22 protein-coding genes and 1 pseudogene are annotated in these 21,539 nt (G+C 44.7%); 2 read left to right on the top strand and 21 right to left on the bottom strand.

Annotated elements, in window-relative coordinates; genetic code table 11:
- Position 1 precedes the first annotated feature (1 nt).
- The 10 genes from xerD to RG608_RS08655 form a co-directional block, all read right to left on the bottom strand.
- Positions 2-733 (bottom strand): site-specific tyrosine recombinase XerD, encoded by a 732-nt coding sequence (xerD, locus tag RG608_RS08610; protein WP_002894607.1) that lies wholly within the window; start codon positions 731-733, stop codon positions 2-4.
- Positions 730-1,191 (bottom strand): cyclic-di-AMP-binding protein CbpB, encoded by a 462-nt coding sequence (cbpB, locus tag RG608_RS08615; RefSeq protein ID WP_002897025.1) that lies wholly within the window; start codon positions 1,189-1,191, stop codon positions 730-732. Before cbpB ends, xerD begins: the two co-directional genes overlap by 4 nt.
- Positions 1,188-1,709 carry a metallophosphoesterase gene (locus RG608_RS08620; RefSeq protein ID WP_002894605.1) on the bottom strand — a complete coding sequence of 174 codons (522 nt, stop codon included), beginning with the start codon at positions 1,707-1,709 and terminating at the stop codon, positions 1,188-1,190. The genes cbpB and RG608_RS08620 overlap by 4 nt, the downstream gene beginning before the upstream one ends.
- On the bottom strand, positions 1,688-2,692 hold the full coding sequence (locus RG608_RS08625) for a nucleoside-triphosphate diphosphatase (protein WP_268687225.1): 1,005 nt from the start codon (positions 2,690-2,692) through the stop codon (positions 1,688-1,690). Before RG608_RS08625 ends, RG608_RS08620 begins: the two co-directional genes overlap by 22 nt.
- On the bottom strand, positions 2,689-3,483 hold the full coding sequence (gene racE / locus RG608_RS08630; RefSeq protein ID WP_002899734.1) for a glutamate racemase: 795 nt from the start codon (positions 3,481-3,483) through the stop codon (positions 2,689-2,691). The genes RG608_RS08625 and racE overlap by 4 nt, the downstream gene beginning before the upstream one ends.
- Before the next feature lie 98 nt (positions 3,484-3,581).
- A complete protein-coding gene (locus RG608_RS08635) occupies positions 3,582-3,830 on the bottom strand; it encodes a YneF family protein (protein WP_002894600.1) in 249 nt (82 codons plus the stop codon).
- 56 nt (positions 3,831-3,886) lie between these two features.
- Positions 3,887-5,137 (bottom strand): diaminopimelate decarboxylase, encoded by a 1,251-nt coding sequence (locus RG608_RS08640; RefSeq protein WP_308946837.1) that lies wholly within the window; start codon positions 5,135-5,137, stop codon positions 3,887-3,889.
- Between the two features lie 104 nt (positions 5,138-5,241).
- Positions 5,242-5,925 carry a Bax inhibitor-1/YccA family protein gene (locus RG608_RS08645; RefSeq protein ID WP_268687227.1) on the bottom strand — a complete coding sequence of 228 codons (684 nt, stop codon included), beginning with the start codon at positions 5,923-5,925 and terminating at the stop codon, positions 5,242-5,244.
- A gap of 25 nt (positions 5,926-5,950) precedes the next feature.
- Entirely contained in the window at positions 5,951-6,442 is a 492-nt protein-coding gene (locus RG608_RS08650; protein WP_308946838.1) for an HD domain-containing protein, read from the bottom strand.
- Between the two features lie 43 nt (positions 6,443-6,485).
- A complete protein-coding gene (locus RG608_RS08655; RefSeq protein ID WP_268687229.1) occupies positions 6,486-7,226 on the bottom strand; it encodes an RNA methyltransferase in 741 nt (246 codons plus the stop codon).
- 84 nt (positions 7,227-7,310) lie between these two features.
- Here RG608_RS08655 and RG608_RS08660 point away from each other — a divergent pair, with 84 nt between their 5' ends.
- Both RG608_RS08660 and yidC read left to right on the top strand, forming a co-directional pair.
- The gene (locus RG608_RS08660) at positions 7,311-7,589 is read left to right on the top strand and encodes an acylphosphatase (protein ID WP_049553182.1); all 279 of its coding nucleotides are present in this window, start codon (positions 7,311-7,313) and stop codon (positions 7,587-7,589) included.
- Positions 7,590-7,670: 81 nt separating this feature from the next.
- Positions 7,671-8,594: a membrane protein insertase YidC gene (gene yidC / locus RG608_RS08665; RefSeq protein ID WP_002897015.1), complete on the top strand. Its 924-nt coding sequence runs from the start codon at positions 7,671-7,673 to the stop codon at positions 8,592-8,594.
- Positions 8,595-8,710: 116 nt separating this feature from the next.
- Here the strand turns inward: yidC and RG608_RS08670 are convergent, their stop codons facing one another.
- The 11 genes and pseudogenes from RG608_RS08670 to der form a co-directional block, all read right to left on the bottom strand.
- On the bottom strand, positions 8,711-9,946 hold the full coding sequence (locus tag RG608_RS08670) for a cell wall metabolism sensor histidine kinase WalK (protein WP_268687230.1): 1,236 nt from the start codon (positions 9,944-9,946) through the stop codon (positions 8,711-8,713).
- Positions 9,930-10,631, bottom strand: coding sequence for a response regulator transcription factor (locus RG608_RS08675; RefSeq protein WP_308946858.1), 702 nt, complete (start codon positions 10,629-10,631; stop codon positions 9,930-9,932). Before RG608_RS08675 ends, RG608_RS08670 begins: the two co-directional genes overlap by 17 nt.
- A 4-nt stretch (positions 10,632-10,635) precedes the next feature.
- The gene (locus RG608_RS08680; protein WP_002894585.1) at positions 10,636-11,256 is read right to left on the bottom strand and encodes a GTP pyrophosphokinase family protein; all 621 of its coding nucleotides are present in this window, start codon (positions 11,254-11,256) and stop codon (positions 10,636-10,638) included.
- Between the two features lie 153 nt (positions 11,257-11,409).
- Positions 11,410-11,892, bottom strand: coding sequence for a transcription elongation factor GreA (gene greA, locus RG608_RS08685; protein WP_002894584.1), 483 nt, complete (start codon positions 11,890-11,892; stop codon positions 11,410-11,412).
- Between the two features lie 145 nt (positions 11,893-12,037).
- Positions 12,038-13,537, bottom strand: a complete 1,500-nt coding sequence (gene mltG, locus RG608_RS08690) for an endolytic transglycosylase MltG (protein ID WP_308946839.1) — start codon at positions 13,535-13,537, stop codon at positions 12,038-12,040.
- Between the two features lie 50 nt (positions 13,538-13,587).
- On the bottom strand, positions 13,588-14,103 hold the full coding sequence (locus tag RG608_RS08695) for a GNAT family N-acetyltransferase (RefSeq protein WP_308946841.1): 516 nt from the start codon (positions 14,101-14,103) through the stop codon (positions 13,588-13,590).
- Positions 14,103-14,615, bottom strand: coding sequence for a GNAT family N-acetyltransferase (locus RG608_RS08700; RefSeq protein ID WP_268687234.1), 513 nt, complete (start codon positions 14,613-14,615; stop codon positions 14,103-14,105). Before RG608_RS08700 ends, RG608_RS08695 begins: the two co-directional genes overlap by 1 nt.
- A gap of 11 nt (positions 14,616-14,626) precedes the next feature.
- Positions 14,627-15,961 carry a UDP-N-acetylmuramate--L-alanine ligase gene (gene murC / locus RG608_RS08705; RefSeq protein ID WP_308946843.1) on the bottom strand — a complete coding sequence of 445 codons (1,335 nt, stop codon included), beginning with the start codon at positions 15,959-15,961 and terminating at the stop codon, positions 14,627-14,629.
- Between the two features lie 282 nt (positions 15,962-16,243).
- Positions 16,244-16,903 (bottom strand): hypothetical protein, encoded by a 660-nt coding sequence (locus RG608_RS08710; protein ID WP_002914526.1) that lies wholly within the window; start codon positions 16,901-16,903, stop codon positions 16,244-16,246.
- 54 nt (positions 16,904-16,957) lie between these two features.
- A pseudogene (locus tag RG608_RS08715) lies at positions 16,958-20,059 on the bottom strand (DEAD/DEAH box helicase).
- Positions 20,060-20,186: 127 nt separating this feature from the next.
- Entirely contained in the window at positions 20,187-21,497 is a 1,311-nt protein-coding gene (der, locus tag RG608_RS08720; protein WP_308946845.1) for a ribosome biogenesis GTPase Der, read from the bottom strand.
- Between the last annotated feature and the right edge of the window lie 42 nt (positions 21,498-21,539).

Here is a 21,539-nt window from a genome sequence, read left to right on the forward strand (position 1 = left end):
TTTATCTATATTTTTCTAGTGTAATCATGGTTTTCAAGCCCAAATCTTGGGCAATATCATAGAGACCAATCCCCTTCTCCCGCTGGCGTAAAATAAACTGCTCACGCAGGCTTTGGGCAGATAGACTGGCTTGTCCCTGCTCAATCAAGAAGGCCTCTAGCTGACGGAAACCCCATTGACGAGAATAGGATTTGCCGTTTTTCTCAAATAAATACGTCCCCGTCAGATAGTCTTCTAACTCACCCGTCAGGCTCTCAGGAATCTTGATAACCCGCTTCTGACCGGCCTTTTCAATCTTCAAAACCTGAAAGTCCAGATTAACATCTGCCACTCTGACCTGCAGAATCTCGCTGGGCAGCAAGCCCATTTCCAAAATAAGAAGAGCCATCAGACGCCCCCTGGGAACGCTTGATTCCTGCCAAAAAGCAGACAGGTCTAATAGTTCATTTTCCTGCTCCTTCGATATGGAGACCTTGGGCAGGACCAAGCGGTGAAACTCCTCAATAAGCTGCTGCTGATAAAGGAAGTAGAGAAATTGATTGACTGCTGAGAGCTTCCGCTTCTGAACAGCTGCCTTAAAATCCTTGATAGAGGCCTGATAAATCCGCAGATTGGTCTCGGTAATCCGGCCATGCACTTCCTCGATAAACTGCTCCAAATCATAAGAATAGGCAATTTTAGAATTTTCTGAGATGTTTTTTTGATTTAAAAACGGTCTAATGTATTCTTTCATTTTTTGCGAATTTCGTACTTCTTGCTAAAGCCGTGCAACAAAGAATTGACAGCTTTCAAAATGGACTTTCTAGTAATAATTCCGTAAAAATGCTGATCCTCGCCCACAACCGGCAGGAATGACTCGTCGACCAGCTTATGAAGCACATCTGATACAGTATAATCTGGCCCAACTGTCAAATCGTCCATTTTGGTCATGTGGACGATATCTGTCATCATGAATTCCTCTTCTGGCAAATCATGGCGCATGCGATAGGACATGATGTCGGTCAGGGAAATCGTACCAACAAACTTTTTATCTGCTGTCACGACTGGTACACGTGAGTATGTCATCTGGCTCAATAGTAGGATAGCATGATCCACATTGTGGGTGTCAATCATAACCGCCAAATTTTCCCCAGGCGTCAAAAAAGTTTCTTCATGTTGCAGCAGATAGTCTTCAAATTCCTTAGCAATCATCGGCTAAACTCCTTGGACAAGCTTGGATAAAGTTCATGATTTCGTGTATAGAAATCAACTTTAAAGCGGTCCTTATCAATCTCTACCTTAGCGTAGAGGCGTTCGTTGATCAGGCCGCGTGGCTGGCTGATGGAGCCCGGATTCAGAAAGAGCGTTTTGCCCTCCATTCGAGCATCTGGGATATGCAGGTGACCATAGAGACAGATGTCTGCATTAACCTCTTGCGCCCACAAATCCAGCTTTTGAAAAGAAAAGTTGATATGGAAGAGATGCCCGTGAGTCTGGGCAATAATGGTCCCTGCCAAATCCGTCACCAAGCGTTCTGGATAGCCGTCGTAAAAGTCCATATTCCCTGCAACAACCTGAATCCCTTGCCATACCTCATCATCAGAAGGAAGCTCAGAGTCTCCGTTATGGAAAATCGCATCTACCTTTCCAATATAATGATTCCTAATCTCTTCAACAATAGCACGGTCGCCATGAGAATCACTCATGACTATAATGGTTTGCTTTGCCATGCTGGAAATACCTCCACTAATTTCTTAACTGCCTGAGCCCGATGGGATTGCGCATTTTTTTCTTCCATCGTCAGTTCGGCAGACGTTTTTCCTGTTTCTCCCACTAAGAACAAGGGATCATAGCCAAAGCCATTTTCCCCTTTTGGCTCATGGGCAATGTAGCCCGGCCAATCCGCTTCAACTACCAGTGACTCCCTGTCAGGACTAGCCACCACTAGGGTTGTATGAAAATGGGCAGAGCGGTCCTTGACATCAAACACCATAGCTAACTCATGCAAGAGCTTGATGTTGTTTTCATCATCTGTCGCCCCTACTCCAGCGAAGCGAGCCGACCAGACGCCAGGCAAGCCGCCTAAAACATCGACCTGCAGACCCGAGTCGTCAGCTAGCACCATTTTACCGGTCAGCTTACTGATTGTCTCCGCCTTGAGCCGCGCATTTTCCTCAAAGGTAGTTCCTGTCTCTTGCACTTCTGGCAAGTCAGGATAATCATTGAGATTTTCAACCTTATAGCCCAGCTTTTCAAAGAGTTCGCGAAACTCTGCTGTCTTTCCTTCGTTGCGAGTCGCAATCAAGATGGTATCTCCGACAGTTATCTCGGACTCTTGCTCCTGACCAAAAAAGTCGGTCATCTTAACCCCATCCTTAGACAGGAAGAAGACCTTGCGCAGCAAGTCCTTTTCTGTAATCAGAATAGCTCCCTTATGACTGGTCGCCTTAAACTCTCGCTCCTGACGGTCGTTAATCATATTGAGGACAAACTGAATATAGGACATAGGCGAGCCGTATTTGACTACAACTGTGGTAAAAGCATTGTATTCTTCATCCAAATCCCGCTCAATCAGCTCACACAACTCTGCATCAATATGCTCCAAGAGCCTGTAAGGGATGTCGTTGAAATGATAGCCAGTCTTGCGAAAGCGGGTCCATTCTCCGATATACCAATTGTTCTCGTCAATGTATTCATAAATTTTATTTGTCATAAGCTTACATGCTCCACATTCACTTTCAGGCCCAGCCAGCTTTCTGCAATCTCCGAAAAGCTTTTGGCATTGGCAGTTGTGTAAAATTGGTGATTGAGCTCCTGTTTTTCCCGGCTGCGGTTGATTTCAAAGTAATTGAGCAGGACAGAAATATCCCGTACACACTCTGCACCGCTGTCAATCAGCTTCACATTTGGTCCCATCCTATTTTGAATAATAGGCCGGAGCAAGGGATAGTGGGTGCAGCCCAAGACCAGGGTATCTACCCGGCCAGCCAGAGGCTGCAGGGTTTCATAGACCACTTTTTTGGTAAGACTGGAATGAAGTTCATTGGACTCTACCAAAGGTACAAACTTAGGGCAGGCCAAACTTTCCACCTGCATCTCCGGCGAGAGCGCTTCAATCTTCTGACGATAAATATCAGAAGAAACAGTCATTGGCGTTCCAATAACACCGATGCGGCCACTGGCAGTTGACTTAATAGCTGCACTAGCCCCCGGCAGAATCACGCCCAGTACTGGAATATCCAGCTTTTCCTTCACTTCTTCCCAGACAACGGCAGTCGCAGTATTGCAGGCGATAACAATCATCTTAACATCCTTGGTCAGGAGGAAGTTGACCAACTGCCAGGTATAAGCGCGAATCTGCTCAGCAGGCCTAGGACCGTAAGGAGCCCGCGCTGAATCTCCGATATAAATGACCTCTTCGTGGGGGAGCTGCCGCATGAGCTCACGGACTACAGTCAAACCGCCCACTCCTGAGTCTAAAAAACCGATTGGTCGATTATCCATAAGGTCTTCTTTCTAAAACAAGGGACTGGAAGCAGATTCCAAATCCCCATTTTTTTATAGATTTTCTCTACTGGTATTAACAGCCAGCCACTAGAAAATTATTTTTTCTTTTTGCTCTTAGCAAGCGCAGCTTTCTGCTGGCTGATAATTTGACGATAGACTTGCTGCACTTTCGCTTCATTTGGCCGTTGGCCGCTAGCGCTCAGCAAGGTCCGAACTGCTTCTACATTCAGACGCGGATTTTCTGCAAATTCCTTCTCAACTTGCCGACGAAGCAAATACATACCCAAAATCACGCCTCCAGCAAATGCTGCCATAATCAAGAAAATTGCTAAAACTAAATTCATATCGAGAACTCCTCTATTTCCATTTTTACATTGCTCTTCATTATATCAAATTTTCTTTATTTTTCAAAATCAAAGCCATATAGTGTCGCAAAATAATCTTCTGGTTTTTCAGCCCGACGAATCATGCGAACATTGCCATCTTGTTCCAAGAGAATTTCGCTGGAGCGGAGCTTGGCATTGTACTGATAACCCATAGCAAAACCATGAGCACCCGTATCGTGAATCACCAAAGTATCACCGATTTGGCTGACAGGCAGCGGGCGATTAATGGCGAATTTATCATTATTCTCACAGAGACTGCCGACAACATCCACAACCTCTGTCTCACCCTCAGGTCGATCCATATTGGTAATATGGTGGTAAGAGCCATACATAGCAGGACGCAGCAGATTAACTGCAGAGGCATCCACCCCTAGATAGGTTCGGTAGGTCTGCTTCTTATGGGTAACCTTGGTGACCAGCAGGCCATAAGGCGCCAGCATAAAGCGACCCAGCTCCGTATAAATCTTGACCTGTCCTAGACCAGCAGGTGCCAGAATAGCTTCATGGGCCCGACGAACTCCTTGACCTATGACCGCAATGTCATTTTCCTCACCTTCAGGCTGATAATTAATACCGACACCGCCAGAGAGATTGATAAAGTCCAGTTCAACTCCTGTCTCAACCACTACTTCCACAGCCAGCTCAAAAAGCTGACGGGCCAGTTCGGGATAGTAGTCATTACTGACAGTATTAGAGGCCAAGAAGGCATGAATCCCAAACTTCTCAGCTCCCAAGTCCTTGAGCTCTTTGAAAGCTTGAATCAGCTGGTCCTTGGTCATACCAAACTTGGCTTCTTCTGGATTATCCATAATGCTAGTTCCCAGCTCAAAGACACCACCAGGGTTGTAACGGCAGGAAATGACCTTGGGAATACCAGCGGCTTCCTTTAGAAAAGCCACATCTTCATAGGCATCCAGATTGATAGTCGCTCCAAGGTCACGCGCAAACTGAAATTCCTCAGCTGGTGTGTTATTGGACGAAAACATGATATCCTGTCCAGCAAAGCCCAGCTTTTGGCTCATGAGCAGTTCGACATAACTGGCACAATCTACCCCACAGCCTTCTTCTTTGAGGATTTTTAAAATAGCAGGATTGGGAGTGGCCTTAACGGCAAAATACTCTTTAAAACCTGGATTCCAAGAAAAGGCCTTATGCAAGGCACGCGCTCTTTCCCGAATCCCCTTCTCATCATAAAGATGGAAAGGTGTTGGAAACTGCGCCGTAATCTCGGCTAACTTTTCACGACTAACAAAAGGAGTTTTCATACTATTCTCGCTTTCTATTTGCTGGATTTATTATACCATAAATCCATAGGAGAAACAAAAAGCACTGGAGCAAACGTCCAATGCTTGAGTCTTATTTAGCTGAGTTATTTGTTTCTTCCAAAAATACGCAGCAAGCTGAGGAAGAGATTAATGAAGTCCAGATATAGATGCAGAGCCAGAGAAATTGCCCAGCCATTCCCTGGATTGCCATTGGTCTGCTCATAGACATAGCGGATTTTCTGATTGTCCCAAGCGATAAGCCCTGAGAAAATAAGGACACCAACGATACTGATGATAAAGTCCAAGCCACTGCTTCTCAAGAAGATATTAAGGACGCTAGCAGCGATAATACCAATCAAACCGGCCATACAAGCTCTGCCCATTCCAGAAAGATCCTTCTTGGTCACCTTGCCGATGAAGCCCATAGCAAAGAACATAACGGTCGTTGTCAGAAAGGCTAAGAGAACAGTTGACTGAAGATACAGCGCCATGATAATACTTAAGGTAAAACCATTGATGGCTGAGTATCCTAAAAACATAGGCAACGCCGCCGGACTATTGCTCCGAGCAGTTCCAGATGCTACCAACACAAGGATAAACTCAACTGCAATAGCCGCATAGAAAATCCAGGTGGAGCCTGTCAGAACAGAGATAATAATGTCCTGAAAGAAGTTTAGCATCAAGAGAGACACGATTGCTGAGATTCCAATACCAACACCAACGATAGAATAAATCTTGGCATAGAAAGAATTAATATCTGATTGATCTTGAATAATAGAATGATTCATAGTTACTCCTTTTATAATAAAACATTTACGATTTCAGCATCTTTCGATGAAAGAGCTTGCGATTACCGCCCTTGCGTCTCCAAGGTGCCGTCGCTTCTTTGACGGCCCAATACTTGTCCACCATCGTCACAACGAATGATTCTTTGTAGCGAGGCGGTGCCAAAGTCAGGCCCCACATATGCTTGACGATAATGTCCTCTTCGACCTTATTGAGCTTGGTAATCTTGCGAGCATTGCGAACTGCCAGCCTGGGATGAACCCAAGCATGACTCTTCTTAAACTTGGTCACACGCCAGTCATAGTAGAATAAGTCATGAAGCAGGGCACCGCGTGCCGTACTGCGGGCATTCCAGCCAAATTTTTTGGCAATTCTGTAACTAGTATAACTTACATTGATGGAATGTTCAAGTCTATTGGAATGAATATGATGGGGAATTTCTTTCAGGCGCTGAACATTGGGCTTTTCAATCAAGTGCCCAACATAGGCCATAAATTCCTCGTCCTTTTTGTAAGGCATAGAATCACCTCCCTTGTCACTATTATATCTCTTTTTCTGATTTTTAGCTTAAATGAAAGATTAAAATACCAGCTGCGACGGCAACATTGAGACTTTCTGCCTGTCCCTTCATGGAAATATGGACCAGAACATCAGCTGCTTCTGTCATTTCTGGACTAATTCCCTGTCCTTCATTGCCCATGACTAGAGCAAAGCTCTCTTTACTATCCACCTCTCTGTAATCGATAGATGTTGACGACAAGGTTGACGCCAGAATTGGCAGACTGGAAGAACGAGCCAGCCTAATAAAATCAGCTGTATCTATCCGATAAACTGGTAGGTGAAAATGGCTCCCCTGCATAGAGCGCAGCGTTTTTAGGTTATAGATGTCCGCTGACGAGCTAGAGATGAAGACTCCATCAAAGCCAGCTGCATCAGCTGTCCGAATGATGGTACCGACATTACCCGGATCCTGAACGTCCTCCAAGAAAAGATAGCGTCCACTTAACTCCGCCGGTATCTCTTCCCTTTCAAAAGCCACTTCTGCGACAATCCCCTGTGGCGTCTTACTATCAGCCAAATCTGATAAAATCTCTGGACTAACAAAAATCACCTGAGAAAAATCAGCTAATCGCTCTGCGTATTCCGCTAAAGCAAAAATCCGAATCAGCTCTGCCCCACTGCTGACAGCTTCCTCAAATAAATGCCAGCCCTCGATCAAATAAGAATCCTTGCGGTATTTTTTGTGATGAAGTTTCTTAGCTTTTTTTACCACATTATTGGCTTTTGAGGTTATAATATTCATAAGAACATTATACCACAATTTAGCAGACTTGCACTCATACTGAGGGCTTAAATCCCCTCGGTCCGCTCACTAAAGGAGGATGCCATGCAAAAAGTGAAAATGACAGCCCAAGGACGGGTACAAGGGGTTGGATTCCGCTGGGGAGTCTATTCTCTAGCGCTGGAAATCGGAGGTATTACCGGCCGTGTCTGGAACAACGACGACGGCACTGTTGGCATTCTGGCTCAGGCTGATGACCCAGCTTTGATGGCCAAATTTATCCAGGAAATCCGAAAGGGACCGACACCTTTTTCTAAGGTCAGTTATTTGGACGTAACCATGGCTAATTTCGACTCCTATCCTGACTTTAAAATTTCAAATTAGGTCTGCAGAACTATTGTATATTTTGCAAAAAAACAGTAGAATAGATAGGTATTATTTTTTAGAAACAAAGGATATGAACTCGTGAAACATTTCAAACGCTTTTTATTCTCCGGTATGGGACTGGCTGCCCTTCTTTTCCTGTCCGGCTGTGTAGGCCGTGACAAGGCTGGTAATCCTTCTGGTCTAATCTGGGACGTGATTGGTCAGCCTATGGCGGATGGTATCCAATTTTTCGCCAAGAATTCAGGCCTAGGCTATGGTCTGGCGATTATCATCGTTACGCTTATCGTGCGAATTATCATTCTTCCGCTGGGAATCTATCAGTCTTGGAAGGCAACGCTTCAGTCTGAAAAGATGAACTACTTTAAGCCGATTTTTGCCCCAATCCAAGAGCGAATCAAAAATGCTGAGACTCAGGAAGAGAAAATGCAGGCTCAGCAAGAACTGATGGCTGCTCAAAAAGAAAATGGACTCAGCATGTTTGGCGGTATAGGCTGTCTGCCTCTGCTCATCCAAATGCCTTTCTTCTCAGCCCTCTTCTTTGCAGCCCAGTATACTCAAGGAGTTGCAGGCAGTTCCTTCCTCTGGATTAAAGACCTAGCCAAAAGCGACTTGGCTTTGACTGCCATTGTCGGTATCCTCTACTATATCCAGTCGGTGCTCTCTCTGCATGGTATTGAAGATGAAACTCAAAGAAACAGCATGAAACAGGCTTCTTATATGAGTCCTATCATGATTGTCGGTTTCTCTTTCTTCTCACCTGCCGCAGTCACTCTCTACTGGGTAGTCGGTGGATTTATCCAAATCATCCAGCAATTTATCATCAACTATATCATTCGACCTCGCCTGAGAAAACAGGTAGCAGAGGAATTTGAAAAAAATCCTCCTAAAGGTTTGAAAAAAGCTAGCCGGGCTAAAGATGTTACTCCAAAAGCTCAGCCGGCTATTGAGCAAAAGAACAAAAAGAAAAAGAACCGCAATGCTGGTAAGCAACGGTCAAGATAAAGAAAAATTCTTCTAGCTAATACTAGAAGAATTTTTTTAATCTCGAGTAAGGATCAGCGTAATCGATACAAAAAACTCAGCAAACAAAGCAATAACTGATGAACGAGGTGACTCTATCACAGTAAAACGGTAAAGCCAATCAAGCCCTTCTTATATGAAACCCAAATCCTGCCCTTGAAAATCCGCACCAGACTTTCTGCCATGGATAGACCAATTCCGTAGCCAGGCTGCTTCTGATTGTGCGATTCATCCTCGCGATAAAAACGGTCAAAGAAACGACTGTAATCAACATTTTTGCCGTCCGCGTAACTATTAGCTACCGTCAAACGGGCTCGTTTCCCCCGCTTAGCCTTGGTCAGAGTGACAAAAATTTGCCCATCTTCGTCACAATACTTGCAGGCATTGTCAATCAGGATACTAACCAATTCATAAAGTTCATCTTCAGTTGCCTTGACATGGATATCTTCCTGCAGCTTGATCTCGTACTTCTTGCCTGCCTTATCGATGACAGACTTGAAGTTCCCAGCCACTTTTTTGACAACTTCTGAGAAATTCACATCTACCAAGGTAACATCTGGCTGCTCTTCCAGACGGGCCAGAACGACCATTTGATTGATTAGATTACTGAGACGCTTGACCTGGTCCTTGGTGCTTTCTGTCCATTCATTTTCGCCAGTCATCAGCTCTTGCAGCTCCGTATTGGCTGAGATGATTGCCAATGGCGTCTTCAGTTCATGTCCCGCATTAGTGATAAAACGTTTTTGGTTTTCATAGTTTTTGATATAGGGACGGATGGCAAAGTTGGAAAATCCAGACACGACTAAGACAAAGAAAATAAAGCTATAGAAACACAACTGGATAGACAGCCAGAAAAAGTCATTGCGGCTTTCGAGATAATTAGTCGAATCTAAGACCACCAGTAAATAGCGCTTGGTCTTGGAATCCTGCGTTATCTGGTAGGAATAAAACTGACTCCCTACTCTAAAAACGCCACTGCTGCGGCTGTCTTTGATCGCTTTATTTGCATAACTGAGCGCCTGTTCCTTCGATAGATTGGACAGATGGTCCAAGTTAGAGGAGTAAAGTGTTTTGTCCTCGTTATAGACCACGCTAAAATAGCGGTATTGGTAGATCGTGTCAATGGTTATACGGTCGTTTTGCAAGCTCTCTGCCGTTTCTTCTACGCTGGGAAAATCTCCATTATTGGCAGATAGAATATTGAGAACGGCTTGGATTTCTCCGTTGGTCTGCAGAAAGCGAACGGAGTTTAAGACAGCAATCATGGTCAGCAAAATACAGACAATAGCCGCCGAAGCCAGCAGAATGAACCGAATTTTAAGCTTCCGAAACATGGCTATCTCCTTCCAGCGGCACCAAAGTGAAACTGCCACCTTCCTCACCCAAGATAGCAAGATCAGCATGAATAGCCTTCAGCTTCTGACGCAAATAGGAAATATAAATCCAGACGAAGCCTTCGTCCAAATCCTCATCCTCGTCTTTGGACCAAACATGGCGGAAGATTTCCTGAGTAGAAAGACTCTTCTGGGCATTAAGCATGAGAAATTCCATCATTTTAGATTCCTTACCGGCTAGTCGAATAGAGTTGGAGCTAATGAGTTCATGTTCTCCGACATTGAGACTGGTTTGGCCAATCTGCAGCAAATTGGGGGTGAATGTCGCTACCCGTCTTGACATAGACCGCAGGCGAGCCAGAAGCTCTTTCAGAGAGAAGGGCTTGGTCAGATAATCATCTGCACCGGCATCCAGCCCTGTGACCTTGTCATCTACCTCAGACATAGCTGTCAGCATGATGACATGGGTCGTATTGCCGGTTTGGCGGATTTCTTTCAATGCTTCAATGCCTGTCTTGACCGGCATCATGATATCCAGAATCATCAAATCATAAGCATTTTCCTTGGCCAAGTCCACAGCTTCTTGCCCATCAAAGGCTATATCAACCTGATAGCCTTCATGGGTCATCGCTGTTTCCAAGACACGGGACAGCTGTTGCTCATCTTCAGCTAATAAAATCTTCATCATCTCACTCACTTTCTCGAATCAAATTGCGGATGGTCTGCATGGTCACATCACAGGACGCCAGCTCATCTGCACAGCGTTTCAGCTCGCGAACAATCCGCTTGCTGTCTTTAATCTCATGCTTGTACTTCATCTGATGCTCTAAGCTGGCCCAAGAATCCATAGCAATGGTCCGAAGCTGGATTTCTACAAAATAGCGGCCGGGATTTTGACCATGGCAGTCCTCGTAAGGAGTCTCCACCTCTAATATCAAGTGGTAGGAACGATACCCATTGGGCTTGGCAGCTCGGATATAGTCCTTTTCCAGAACAATCTCACAACCCTCCAGCTGACGAAGCACCTCAATAGTCTGATAGATGTCCTCAATAAAACCGCAAACAATCCGAATCCCAATCGCATCACGAATTTCTTTCAGAGCTGACTCTGGCGCCCTAGGCAAATTCTTGCGTTGACATTTCTCTTCCATACTGGCTGCCTGCTTAACTCGTGCATTAAAATGCTCAAAAAGCTTCTGCCCCGTTTCCTGCTTGACTCGATCATTAGCCTCTTGAATACGCTGACTAAGATCATCTAAAATCTTTGGCAGGTAGACGCCGTATTTCCCATAAATATCTTGCTCTTGCATACAGTTCTCCTACTTTTCTAGCTTATTCTCATTATAGCATAACCATCTGTCTTTTCTCTATTTTTCCCCTGCTCTTCTTATCTAGCCTACACTCTCTGTCTTAAAAGAAACGAAAAAAGAACTAGTCTTCTAGCCAGTTCCTTTTGGTATTTATTAAACGGTTTTTTCAACCTTGAGAATTTTAACATCGTAGCTGCCAACCGGTGTTTCGACTGTTGCAGTATCACCTGTTTTCTTGCCAATCAAAGCTTGACCAATCGGGCTTTCATTGGATACCTTGCCTGCGAAAGCATCTGCACCTGCAGAACCAACGATAATATAAACTTCCTCTTCGCTTTCGCCTACTTCTTGAATTGTAACTGTTTTTCCGATAGCTACTTCATCCTTGGCTACAGCGTCACTGTTTACAATCTCAGCGTAGCGAATCTTGGTTTCCAGACTAGAAATCTGACCTTCCACAAAAGCCTGCTCGTCCTTAGCAGCTTCGTATTCACTGTTTTCTGACAAATCGCCGTAGGAGCGAGCAATCTTAATACGCTCTACCACTTCTGGACGACGCACCAATTTCAATTCTTCTAATTCTTTTTCTAGTTTTTCCTTTTCCTCTAGGGTCATAGGATAAGTTTTTTCAGCCATTTTTTCTCTTTTCTTTTATTTTCTTTTATTTTAAAACTAAAACAAGAGGCTGAGACAAGTCTGTATCAGTCCCTTTTTTATATAGCAGGACTGAGAAAGCTAGAACAAAATGCGCTAGCTTTCTCTCGTCTGCAATGACAGCAGTCTAATTAGAACTGCTGCTGGATTGAGTGAGCTTACTATTGACATGCTCCTCAACATTTTTAGCGTGTTCCTCATAAGTATTGGCGAAGTAAACAGCGCCTGTTTCAACATTTGCCACAAAGTAGAGGTAGTCCGTCTTACTTGGATTAATGGTAGCCTCCAGAGCAGATAGGCTCGGACTATCAACTGGCCCAGGCATAAGCCCTTCTTTTTTATAGACATTGAAAGGCGAGTCGATATTAGTATCAATCTCAGCGTCCTCTTTCAGAGTCGTTTTCTTTCCTAGCTTGCCTTGAGCATAAAGGATAGCAATATTACTCTGAAGCGGCATCGCTTGATTGAGACGATTGTAAAAGACGCTGGCAATATCTTTGCGGTCCTGATCTGTCGAACCTTCTTTTTCTACCAGAGAAGCAAGTGTCAGAACTTCATTAACCGTCAAGTTCTTTGATTCAATAGTAGAGTAGTAAGAAGACAGATTGGTATTCATTGCGCCCAACATCTGGTCAATCAAGCTTTCCAAATCCGCATCCTCACCATAGTTATAAGTGGCAGGGAAGAGATAGCCTTCTAAGCGGTACTTGACTCCGCTGTCCTTGCTTGGCAATGTGCCCAGCAGCTGTGGATACTTAGCCGCCATCTTGGAAATGAAAGCTTCATCCTGTACTTTAGCTAGGAAATCGTCCTTACTAAAAGGTGTCTTGCTAGTCTTCTTAGAAGTTGCAGCTGCATTAACCGTCACAGCCTCTGCAATCTGCTCCAGTGTATAGCCTTCAGGAATAGTAACCTTGCCAACAACTGGTGGTTGCGGCGTATCTGTTCCGCCTTCCTGAAGCTGCCGAGCAATGGTATCAAGGTCCATACTCTTCTGGAGATTGTAATAGCCAGACTGGTAATTGTTAAAGCTTTTAATCTTAGAATAGAGACTAAAAACTTGGGCATTTTTAATCAGCCCCTTTTTCTCGAGGATTTCTCCAATCTGCTTAGAGCTTGAACCTTCTGGTACTTCAACCGTCACATACTCTGTTGCGTTTGCATCAACAGGTTTAAGAGCTGAAGATACATAAGTGTAGCCGACAACTCCTGTGACCACAAGTCCCAGCAGGACAATCAGCAGAACCGTTGTCATAATCCTGCGGGCTAATGTGTTTTGACGTTTTTTCTTGACCGTGTTGTTGGCCCGATTAGCCCGAGATAGAACCTCATTGGGCTTCTTATCTTCCTCATCCACTCGGCCATAGACCTGAGGGTGAGCCTTTTCATTCTCTGCAACCTTGTAGGAAACATCTACCGATGCCGGTCTAGCTTCAAAGTCAGCCGCAGCTGCTGTTTCTTTTGCAGAAGCAGAGTCCGCTTCTGATTGGCTAGTTGAAGAGGGAGTTTGTTCTTCCTTTTCTCCAGCTAAGTCTTTCAAAATCTGCTCTTTAAAGCTCAGATTCTTCTCTTTGTCTTGTGATTTTTCAGTCAAAAATTTGACCTCCTTCATCATAATCCCTAACATTATATCTTAAAAGTCAGATAAATGCAATAAGAGTAGGATTTTCTAGCTTATTATTGGTTTTTTTGCAGTTTGAGTCTAGGATTTTCCCAGACCATATCAAACCAAGTAGCGCCTGCATAAGTTGATTGTGACAAACCTTCATTTACAAAGGCATGCTTCTCGTAGTAAGCGGTGAGGTAGTCGTGGCAAGTCAGATTGATGCCGTGGCGTTCATCTGCTATAGCAATTTCTTTCATAGCTTCCAGTAGCTTGCGACCGACTCCCATCTCCTGAGCATCCTTCGAGATAGAAAGGCTGGTCAGAGAGATAAAGCCACCGTCCAGATGACCATAATCTTCAATCTCCTCTGTAAAGGAAATGTCCTTTAAATAACGTTCTGGACGGACAGGTCCCTCCAGATAGCCCAAAATCTTACCGTCCTTTTCTGCCACCAAAAAAGTTGAAGATAGGGTTTGGATATGTGCTGCTAGACTTTCACGGCTAACAGCCTCTTCTGGACTGAAATTTTCCAATTCGATAGCATAAATGGCATCTAAGTCAGCCATTTGAGCTTGACGGATAATCATCACTTCTCCTTAAAATTAGGATTTTCCCACACCATATCAGACCAGATAGCTCCACCATGAGTTGAGTCAGAAATCCTTTCGTGAACGAAACCATTCATCTCATAATAAGGTATCAACTCATCATGACAGGTTAGGCTAATGCCCTGTCGATTTTGCTGAACAGCTGTCTCCTTGAGAGCTGCAAGCAACAAGGTTCCGACCCCCTGCCTCTGAAAATCAGGATGGATGGACAGACTTTGGACAGCAATGAAGCCACCTTCTGGAGGATTAGCCCCCACCTTGCTAAAGAGATCATCTGTCAGATATCGCTCCAGAACAGCTGGTCCAACAATATAGCCTGCAAGCTGACCATGCAGCTCTGCTAGCAAAAAAGTAGCTGGAATCTGCTCAATCCAATCTTTGAGAACTTCTGAACTGGCTGCTTCTTCTGCTGGAAAATTCAGCTGCTCGATTGCAAGAATTTCTTCCCGGTCGCCCAAGTCAGCCTGTCTGATTCGAATCGGTGCTTCCATCAAGTCTCCTCCTACTGAACGTTGCTGGTAAGATTGGACAGGAGACGTTCAAAGGAATATTCATAGGTCTGGATATCTCCAGCTCCCATAAAGACGTAAACAGCATTATCGTGGTCAAGAAGCGGAGAAACATTATCCACGTCAATGACCTTGGCCCGCTTCACAATCTTTTCAGCCAAATCTTCAACCTTGACATCGCCATTGTCCACCTCACGCGCAGATCCGTAAATCTGAGCTAAATAAACTGAGTCAGCCTGATTGAGGGCTTCCGCAAATTCGTCCAAGAGAGCAATGGTCCGAGTGAAGGTATGTGGCTGGAAGATTGCCACGATTTCCTTGTTTGGATACTTCTGACGGGCTGCATCCAGGGTCGCAATAATTTCCGTCGGATGGTGAGCAAAGTCATCAATGATAACTGTTTCGTTAACAATCTTTTCAGTAAAGCGGCGCTTAACTCCGCCAAAAGTCTTGAGATGCTCCCGAACTAGATTCAAATCAAGACCTGCAGTATACAAGAGACCGATTACTGCTGTTGCATTCATGATGTTGTGGCGACCAAAGCTTGGAATCTGGAACTCACCCAGCTCTTGCCCTCGGAAAGAAACTTTAAAGCCTGAACCGCTGGTAGAACGCAAGAGGTCGTGAGCCACAAAGTCATTGCCCTCTTCCTTGAAGCCATAGTAGTAAATCGGGACATTGGACGTAATCCGGCGCAATTGCTCATCTTCTCCATAAATGAAGAGTCCTTTGGTAATCTGCTTGGCATAGTCATTGAAAGCGTTAAAGACATCTTCCAGGCTCGTGAAATAATCCGGATGGTCAAAGTCGATATTGGTAATGATCGAATATTCTGGATGATAAGGCATGAAATGACGCTCGTACTCGTCTGACTCAAAGACAAAGTACTTGGCATTGGCAGAACCGCGGCCAGTACCATCCCCAATCAGATAGCTAGTATCCGTGATATTGGAGAGAACGTGGGAAAGAATACCCGTTGTAGAAGTCTTCCCGTGGGCACCAGCCACTCCCAAGCTGACAAAGTCACGCATAAAGCCACCTAAAAATTCATGGTAGCGTTTATAGCCAATACCGTTTGCGTCTGCATAGGCAATTTCTACATTGTTATCTGGACGAAAGGCATTGCCGGCAATGATTTCATAGTCTGGCTGGATGTTCTTTTCATCAAAAGGCAGGATGGAAATGCCAGCTTGCTCCAGACCTCGCTGAGTGAAATAATATTTATCAACGTCACTGCCCTGAACCTTATGGCCCATCTGGTGCAGCATCAAAGCCAAAGCGCTCATACCAGAGCCCTTAATCCCGATAAAATGATAGGTTTTCGTCATGATTACTCCTTAAGATACAAGGCCATAAAAGCAAGTCCAAAGAGGAAAATCTCCGCAGACCCTAATTAGCCCGCAGGGATTTTCTTTCTTTACAAGCTTTTAGGCACCACCAAAACACCAAAGAAGCCGGACCAATCAGTAAGTCCCAGCTTCTAGCATCGATTTTCTTCAACCGATGATGGATGTTATATGCAGATAAATTTTACATTTACATAATCAACTAGCAATTTTCCTTATAAACATCAGAAAATTGCAGGCAGAAAAGACTTGAGCAAGCCAGCTTTAATCGCTGTCCAAGCCTGTCAAGTTCAGCTCTTGAGCCTTAGAATGCTTCAACTGCTCCTCCTTAGCTCTATCCTGATTATAGATCTGACTGGTTTTTAAAAAATCATAATTGTTCTTCTTAGGCTTTTCTTCCGGCTCCTGCGGCTGAGGGCTATACTCAGGCTGAATATCCGCCAAAATATAGTTATCCTGCTGAAGCCTATCGCCAAACTTCGTAAATTCCCCTGATGTATTCTTCTGAAAAGGAGCTGTTGGTTTCGGTCTTTCCGCATTAGAAGCTGTTGGAAGCTTTCTGCTGCGGACCTTAGTCGGAAGGTCGCTGGTCAGATAAGGAGCTGAACGCTTCTTTTTCAAATCTGCCCGAGCTTCCTCGCGTGCCTGCTCAGCATAACGAATGGCCGGATCTTTCTTATCAATCGGCTTTTTAAAATCCTTGAAAGCAGATTGCTTTTGCAGCGGTCTTCTGATAGCCTGACTGGCAGCGATAGGAGCATGCCTGCTGGAGTCCACAATCGGCATCCATTCCAAATAATTACGGTCTGTATAGTCTCCGGTAATGTTGCTAATGAGATCCAGTTCATCATAAAGATTCATATGCGGCATTTCCGTCAGCATGATTTCATCATCTGACACCAGAGGAAATTGTTTATCAGTCATATCTTTTTCCTTTCAACCCTTCATTATTATAAACTATTCAGGCTATTTTTCAAGCTATTCTGCCGAAATTCCCAGAATTTCTCGAATTTCCTCCACAGAGAGACTGGATTTGGCTTCTGCTCCATCAAGAATGGTCGAAACCAGATTGCGCTTGCTCTCCTGCAACTCCTGTATCTTTTCCTCAATCGTGCCCCGTGTAATCATCCGATAGACTTCGACATTGCGCTCCTGACCGATACGGTGGGCACGGCCGATGGCCTGAGCCTCAACTGCTGGATTCCACCAGAGGTCAACCAAGATGACTGTGTCAGCACCGGTCAGATTGAGACCAACACCACCAGCCTTAAGGGAGATCAGAAAGGCCGAACGCCGGCCCTCATTGAAGGCTGTTGTCATGTCCTGACGCTCCTTGGCTGGAGTAGAGCCAGTAATCTTAAAGGACTCCATGCCCATCTTGTCCAGCTCACTCTCAATAATATCCAGCATACCACGAAATTGTGAAAATATGAGGACACGGCGATTACCATCTTGTATCTGTTCAAGTAATTCCCGCAAACTTTCCAGCTTACCGCTCTCGCCCTCGTAATCTTCCATAAACAGCTTCGGAGTGTCACAGATCTGTCGGAGACGCATAAGACCTGACAGAATCTCTATCTTGCTGCGATTGATTTCATCTTCTGTCGCATGGATAATTCTGTCCTGCATCTGCTTGAGCAGAGCCAGATAAATAGTCTTCTGACTATCTGCCAACTCATTGCGATAGGCAACTTCAATCAAATCAGGCAATTCCTGCAGCACATCTTCTTTCTTGCGCCGCATAACAAATGGTTTGATATAGCGGGCGACTTTCTCAGCCGGCAGTTTTAAAAATTCCTTTTTGCTTGGCAAAAGTCCTGGCATGACAATCTGGAAAATAGACCAAAGTTCCCCCAGATTATTTTCAATCGGTGTTCCAGAAAGGGCATAGGTATGCTCCACTTCAAAATCCCGCAAATACTGGGCAATCTTGGTCTGGTCATTCTTCATTACCTGAGCCTCATCCAAAATCAGATACTGGAAGTGGTTGTCCCGGTATTCTTCCACATCCTGCCTGAAAGAAGCATAGCTGGTAATGGTAATCTGATGTTTCTCCGCAATCAGCTCATCACGAACATTTTTCAGACCATACACCACCGCCACATCCAAATGCGGAGCAAATTTAGCGAACTCATCGCTCCAGTTGTAAATCAGGCTGGATGGTGCCAAGATTAAAACTTTCTTAGAATCATCTATACGCGAACTCAGAAAAGAAATCGTCTGCAGGGTCTTCCCTAGTCCCATATCGTCAGCCAGAATTCCACCAAATCCATACTTATCCAGCATAGATAACCACTTGACACCCGTCTCTTGGTAATCCCGAAGGTCAGCCTTGACTTGCAGCTCAGGAAGAGGGAATTCCTCTGGGTGAGTCAGGTCAAAGGCCAGTTGCTGCACATCTTTTGAAAACTGTACCCTATCCTTGCCCTTGAAAAATTCAGCCAGCTGATAAGCCGCCAGACTGCTGGTCTGAATGAAGCCATTTTTAGTCCGCTTACTCCGCAGCTGCTGCAAAGTCCGACTCATCTCCTTGGTCTCTTCATCGAAAATCAAGACCTGGCCGGACTTGCTGATAAAGAAGTCCTGCTCCTTAAAGAGCGAATCAAGCACTGCGTCTATCTCTGACTGCTCAATGCCGGCAAAATCGAAACCAACATCTAAGAGGCCGCCCTTCATCTTGACAGAGATCCTTGGACTTTCTGTCTGTGCCAACGCCTCTAACTCTTCTGTCATGCTGACACGGCCCAAAGCCTCAAAGTTGGGAATGACTTCTGAGAAGAAATGATAAATTTCTTCCGGCTTCAGAGGCGGTCGCTGACTGTAAAAGTCTGCCACAAAACCTGCTTGCAGCATTTGCTTAAAGACTTGCTGCTCATGCTCAAAATTACCCGCAAAAGGCAGACGTTCCAGATCTTTGCGAGTCGTCACCTTCCTGTCTCCATAATCAAAGACAGTGTCCAAAATCAGACGCTTATCAGGACCGATGTCAAAGTCAAACTTGGCTGTAAAGTCATGAATCATCATACTTTCAGGTGCTTCTACCCGGCCAACTTTTTTAAACTCAGACAAACTGGAAGCCAGCTTCGTTCTCTCTGACAAGTCAAATTGCAGGCGCTTCAACCGATCATGCTCTATAGGCAGCTCCCGTAAAGACTTCATCAGTCTAATCTGCTGAGGATTAAGCTGGTAGAAAGTATCTCCATAAAAGATAAACTGGCCATCATAAAGCAGCTTATAATTCTTCTCAGCAATGACTAGCTCAAAATGCTCTTCATGCTCTTCTACTTGGAAAGTATAAACTTCTGCCTCTTCATGTAAATCTTGGAAAAAGACTTCACTGTAGTCGTAAAGGCTGTACTCTAAGCGGAAAGAAGACAGATTCATCAGGAAGATAACTCCCTCTTCAAAGATGCTGGCTGGGAAGAAAAGATTGCGCCCAGCATTTGGGAAAACCAAAGAAGAATCTTGCCCCTGATAGTCGGGCACTAGCCCCTGCAGGAAAACGAGCAAATCTTGACTGGCTTCATCAAAATCCTCCAAATGAATAGCCTCATAGTAACTCTTACCAATCTGATAATGCCCGCCCTTTTCCAAGGTCCGAAGGAAGGAAAGAACATCTCGGACAACATAAGAGCGCTCGTCCGGCAAGCGACTGATCCGAAGACTCCAGAGAAACTGTCCTGTATAAGAATCCTCTTGACCAGTAGCTGAAAGCTCATAACGAACCTGTTGATCGGATTTCTCCGGCAAGACCTTATCCAAGAACAAGCTTCCGAAAGAAACCAGCTCTTGGGTCTCCTGACTAGTCAACTCCTCTTCTTCCATACTCTTTAGCACATCTTTTCCCGATGGGGCATTTTTCAGATAATACTCTAAGGCTGCCAGATGGGCACAATATTTTTTCTTCTAAAAAAAGTCGCAATAACAAAAGATGACATCATCATCCAAGCTATAGCGCAGATTGCACTCATCCACACGAGCATATAAAAGTGAATCACTGACCTCAAGGATTACTACCTTATTGTTTTCAACCAGGGCAATTCCTTCTGTCCTAATCTTACCAGGAATTAATTTTGCCATAATTACCACCTTACATTTATCTCACCATTATACCATACTTTCGACATAAAAAAAGAAAAGCAAGCTCTTATGCTTACTTTCATTTTTACATATAAACGTATGTTTGTCAAATTGCTATTTTCCAACTCTATTTCCGCTTCCTTGCAATCAAGTGAATCGGGGTTCCTTCAAAGACAAAGGCCTTGCGGATTTGATTTTCCAAGAAACGCAGGTAAGAGAAGTGCATGAGTTCTTCTTCGTTGACAAAGATGACAAAGGTCGGAGGTTTAGTTGCTACCTGAGTCGCATAGAAAATCTTGAGACGTTTACCCTTATCGGTTGGTGTCGGATTAATCGCAATGGCATCCATGATGACATCATTGAGCACTGCTGATGGAATACGGGTATTCTGACTCTGACTGATTTGCTTAATCATGTCCGGCAGCTTATGGAGACGCTGCTTGGTCAGGGCAGAAACAAAGATAATCGGGACATAAGACAAGTACTGGAACTGGTCTCGGATATCCTCTTCCCAGTCTTTCATGGTATGATTGTCTTTTTCCAGTGTATCCCACTTATTGACAACGATAACAATACCTTTTCCTGCTTCATGGGCAAAGCCAGCGATTCGTTTGTCGTACTCACGAATTCCTTCTTCAGCATTCAGCACCATGAGAACGACATCTGAGCGATCGATCGCCCGCATAGCCCGCATGACAGAGTATTTTTCCGTATTTTCATAGACCTTGCCTGACTTGCGCATACCAGCCGTGTCGATCATGGTAAATTCCTGACCTTCACTGTCTGTAAAGACCGTATCAATAGCGTCACGCGTTGTACCAGCCACTGGACTAGCAATGACTCGGTCTTCCCCCAAGATAGCATTGATCAAGCTAGATTTTCCGACATTAGGACGGCCAATCAAGCTAAACTTAATCATATCAGGATTTTCAGCCACTTCTTCATTTGGCAGGTTTTCAACAATAGCGTCAAGAACATCCCCTGTACCAATCCCGTGGACTGAGGAAACCGGGAATGGATCACCCAAGCCCAGCGCATAGAAATCAAAAATCTCATTGCGCATTTCAGGATTGTCGACCTTATTGACCGCTAAAATAATCGGCTTATGAGTCTTATAGAGCATGCGAGCCACATACTCGTCCGCGTCCGTGATACCTTCCTTGCCAGACACGACAAAAACGATGACATCCGCTTCGTCCATGGCAATCTCAGCTTGGTGTTTGATTTGCTCCATAAAAGGTGCGTCAACATCATCAATTCCGCCCGTATCAATGATACTAAACTTACGGTTGAGCCAGTTTGCGGTTGCATAGATTCGGTCGCGGGTCACCCCTTCGACATCTTCCACAATAGAAATCCGCTCACCGGCAATCCGATTGAAGAGCGTTGACTTGCCGACATTGGGACGGCCGACAATGGCAATAGTTGGTAAGGCCATGTTTTTCCTCTTTCATTCTTTAGGACAGAACCAAACTCCGCC

This window comes from Streptococcus sp. IsoGale022, assembly GCF_031142805.1.
GTDB classification, from domain to species: Bacteria; Bacillota; Bacilli; order Lactobacillales; family Streptococcaceae; genus Streptococcus; species Streptococcus sanguinis_A.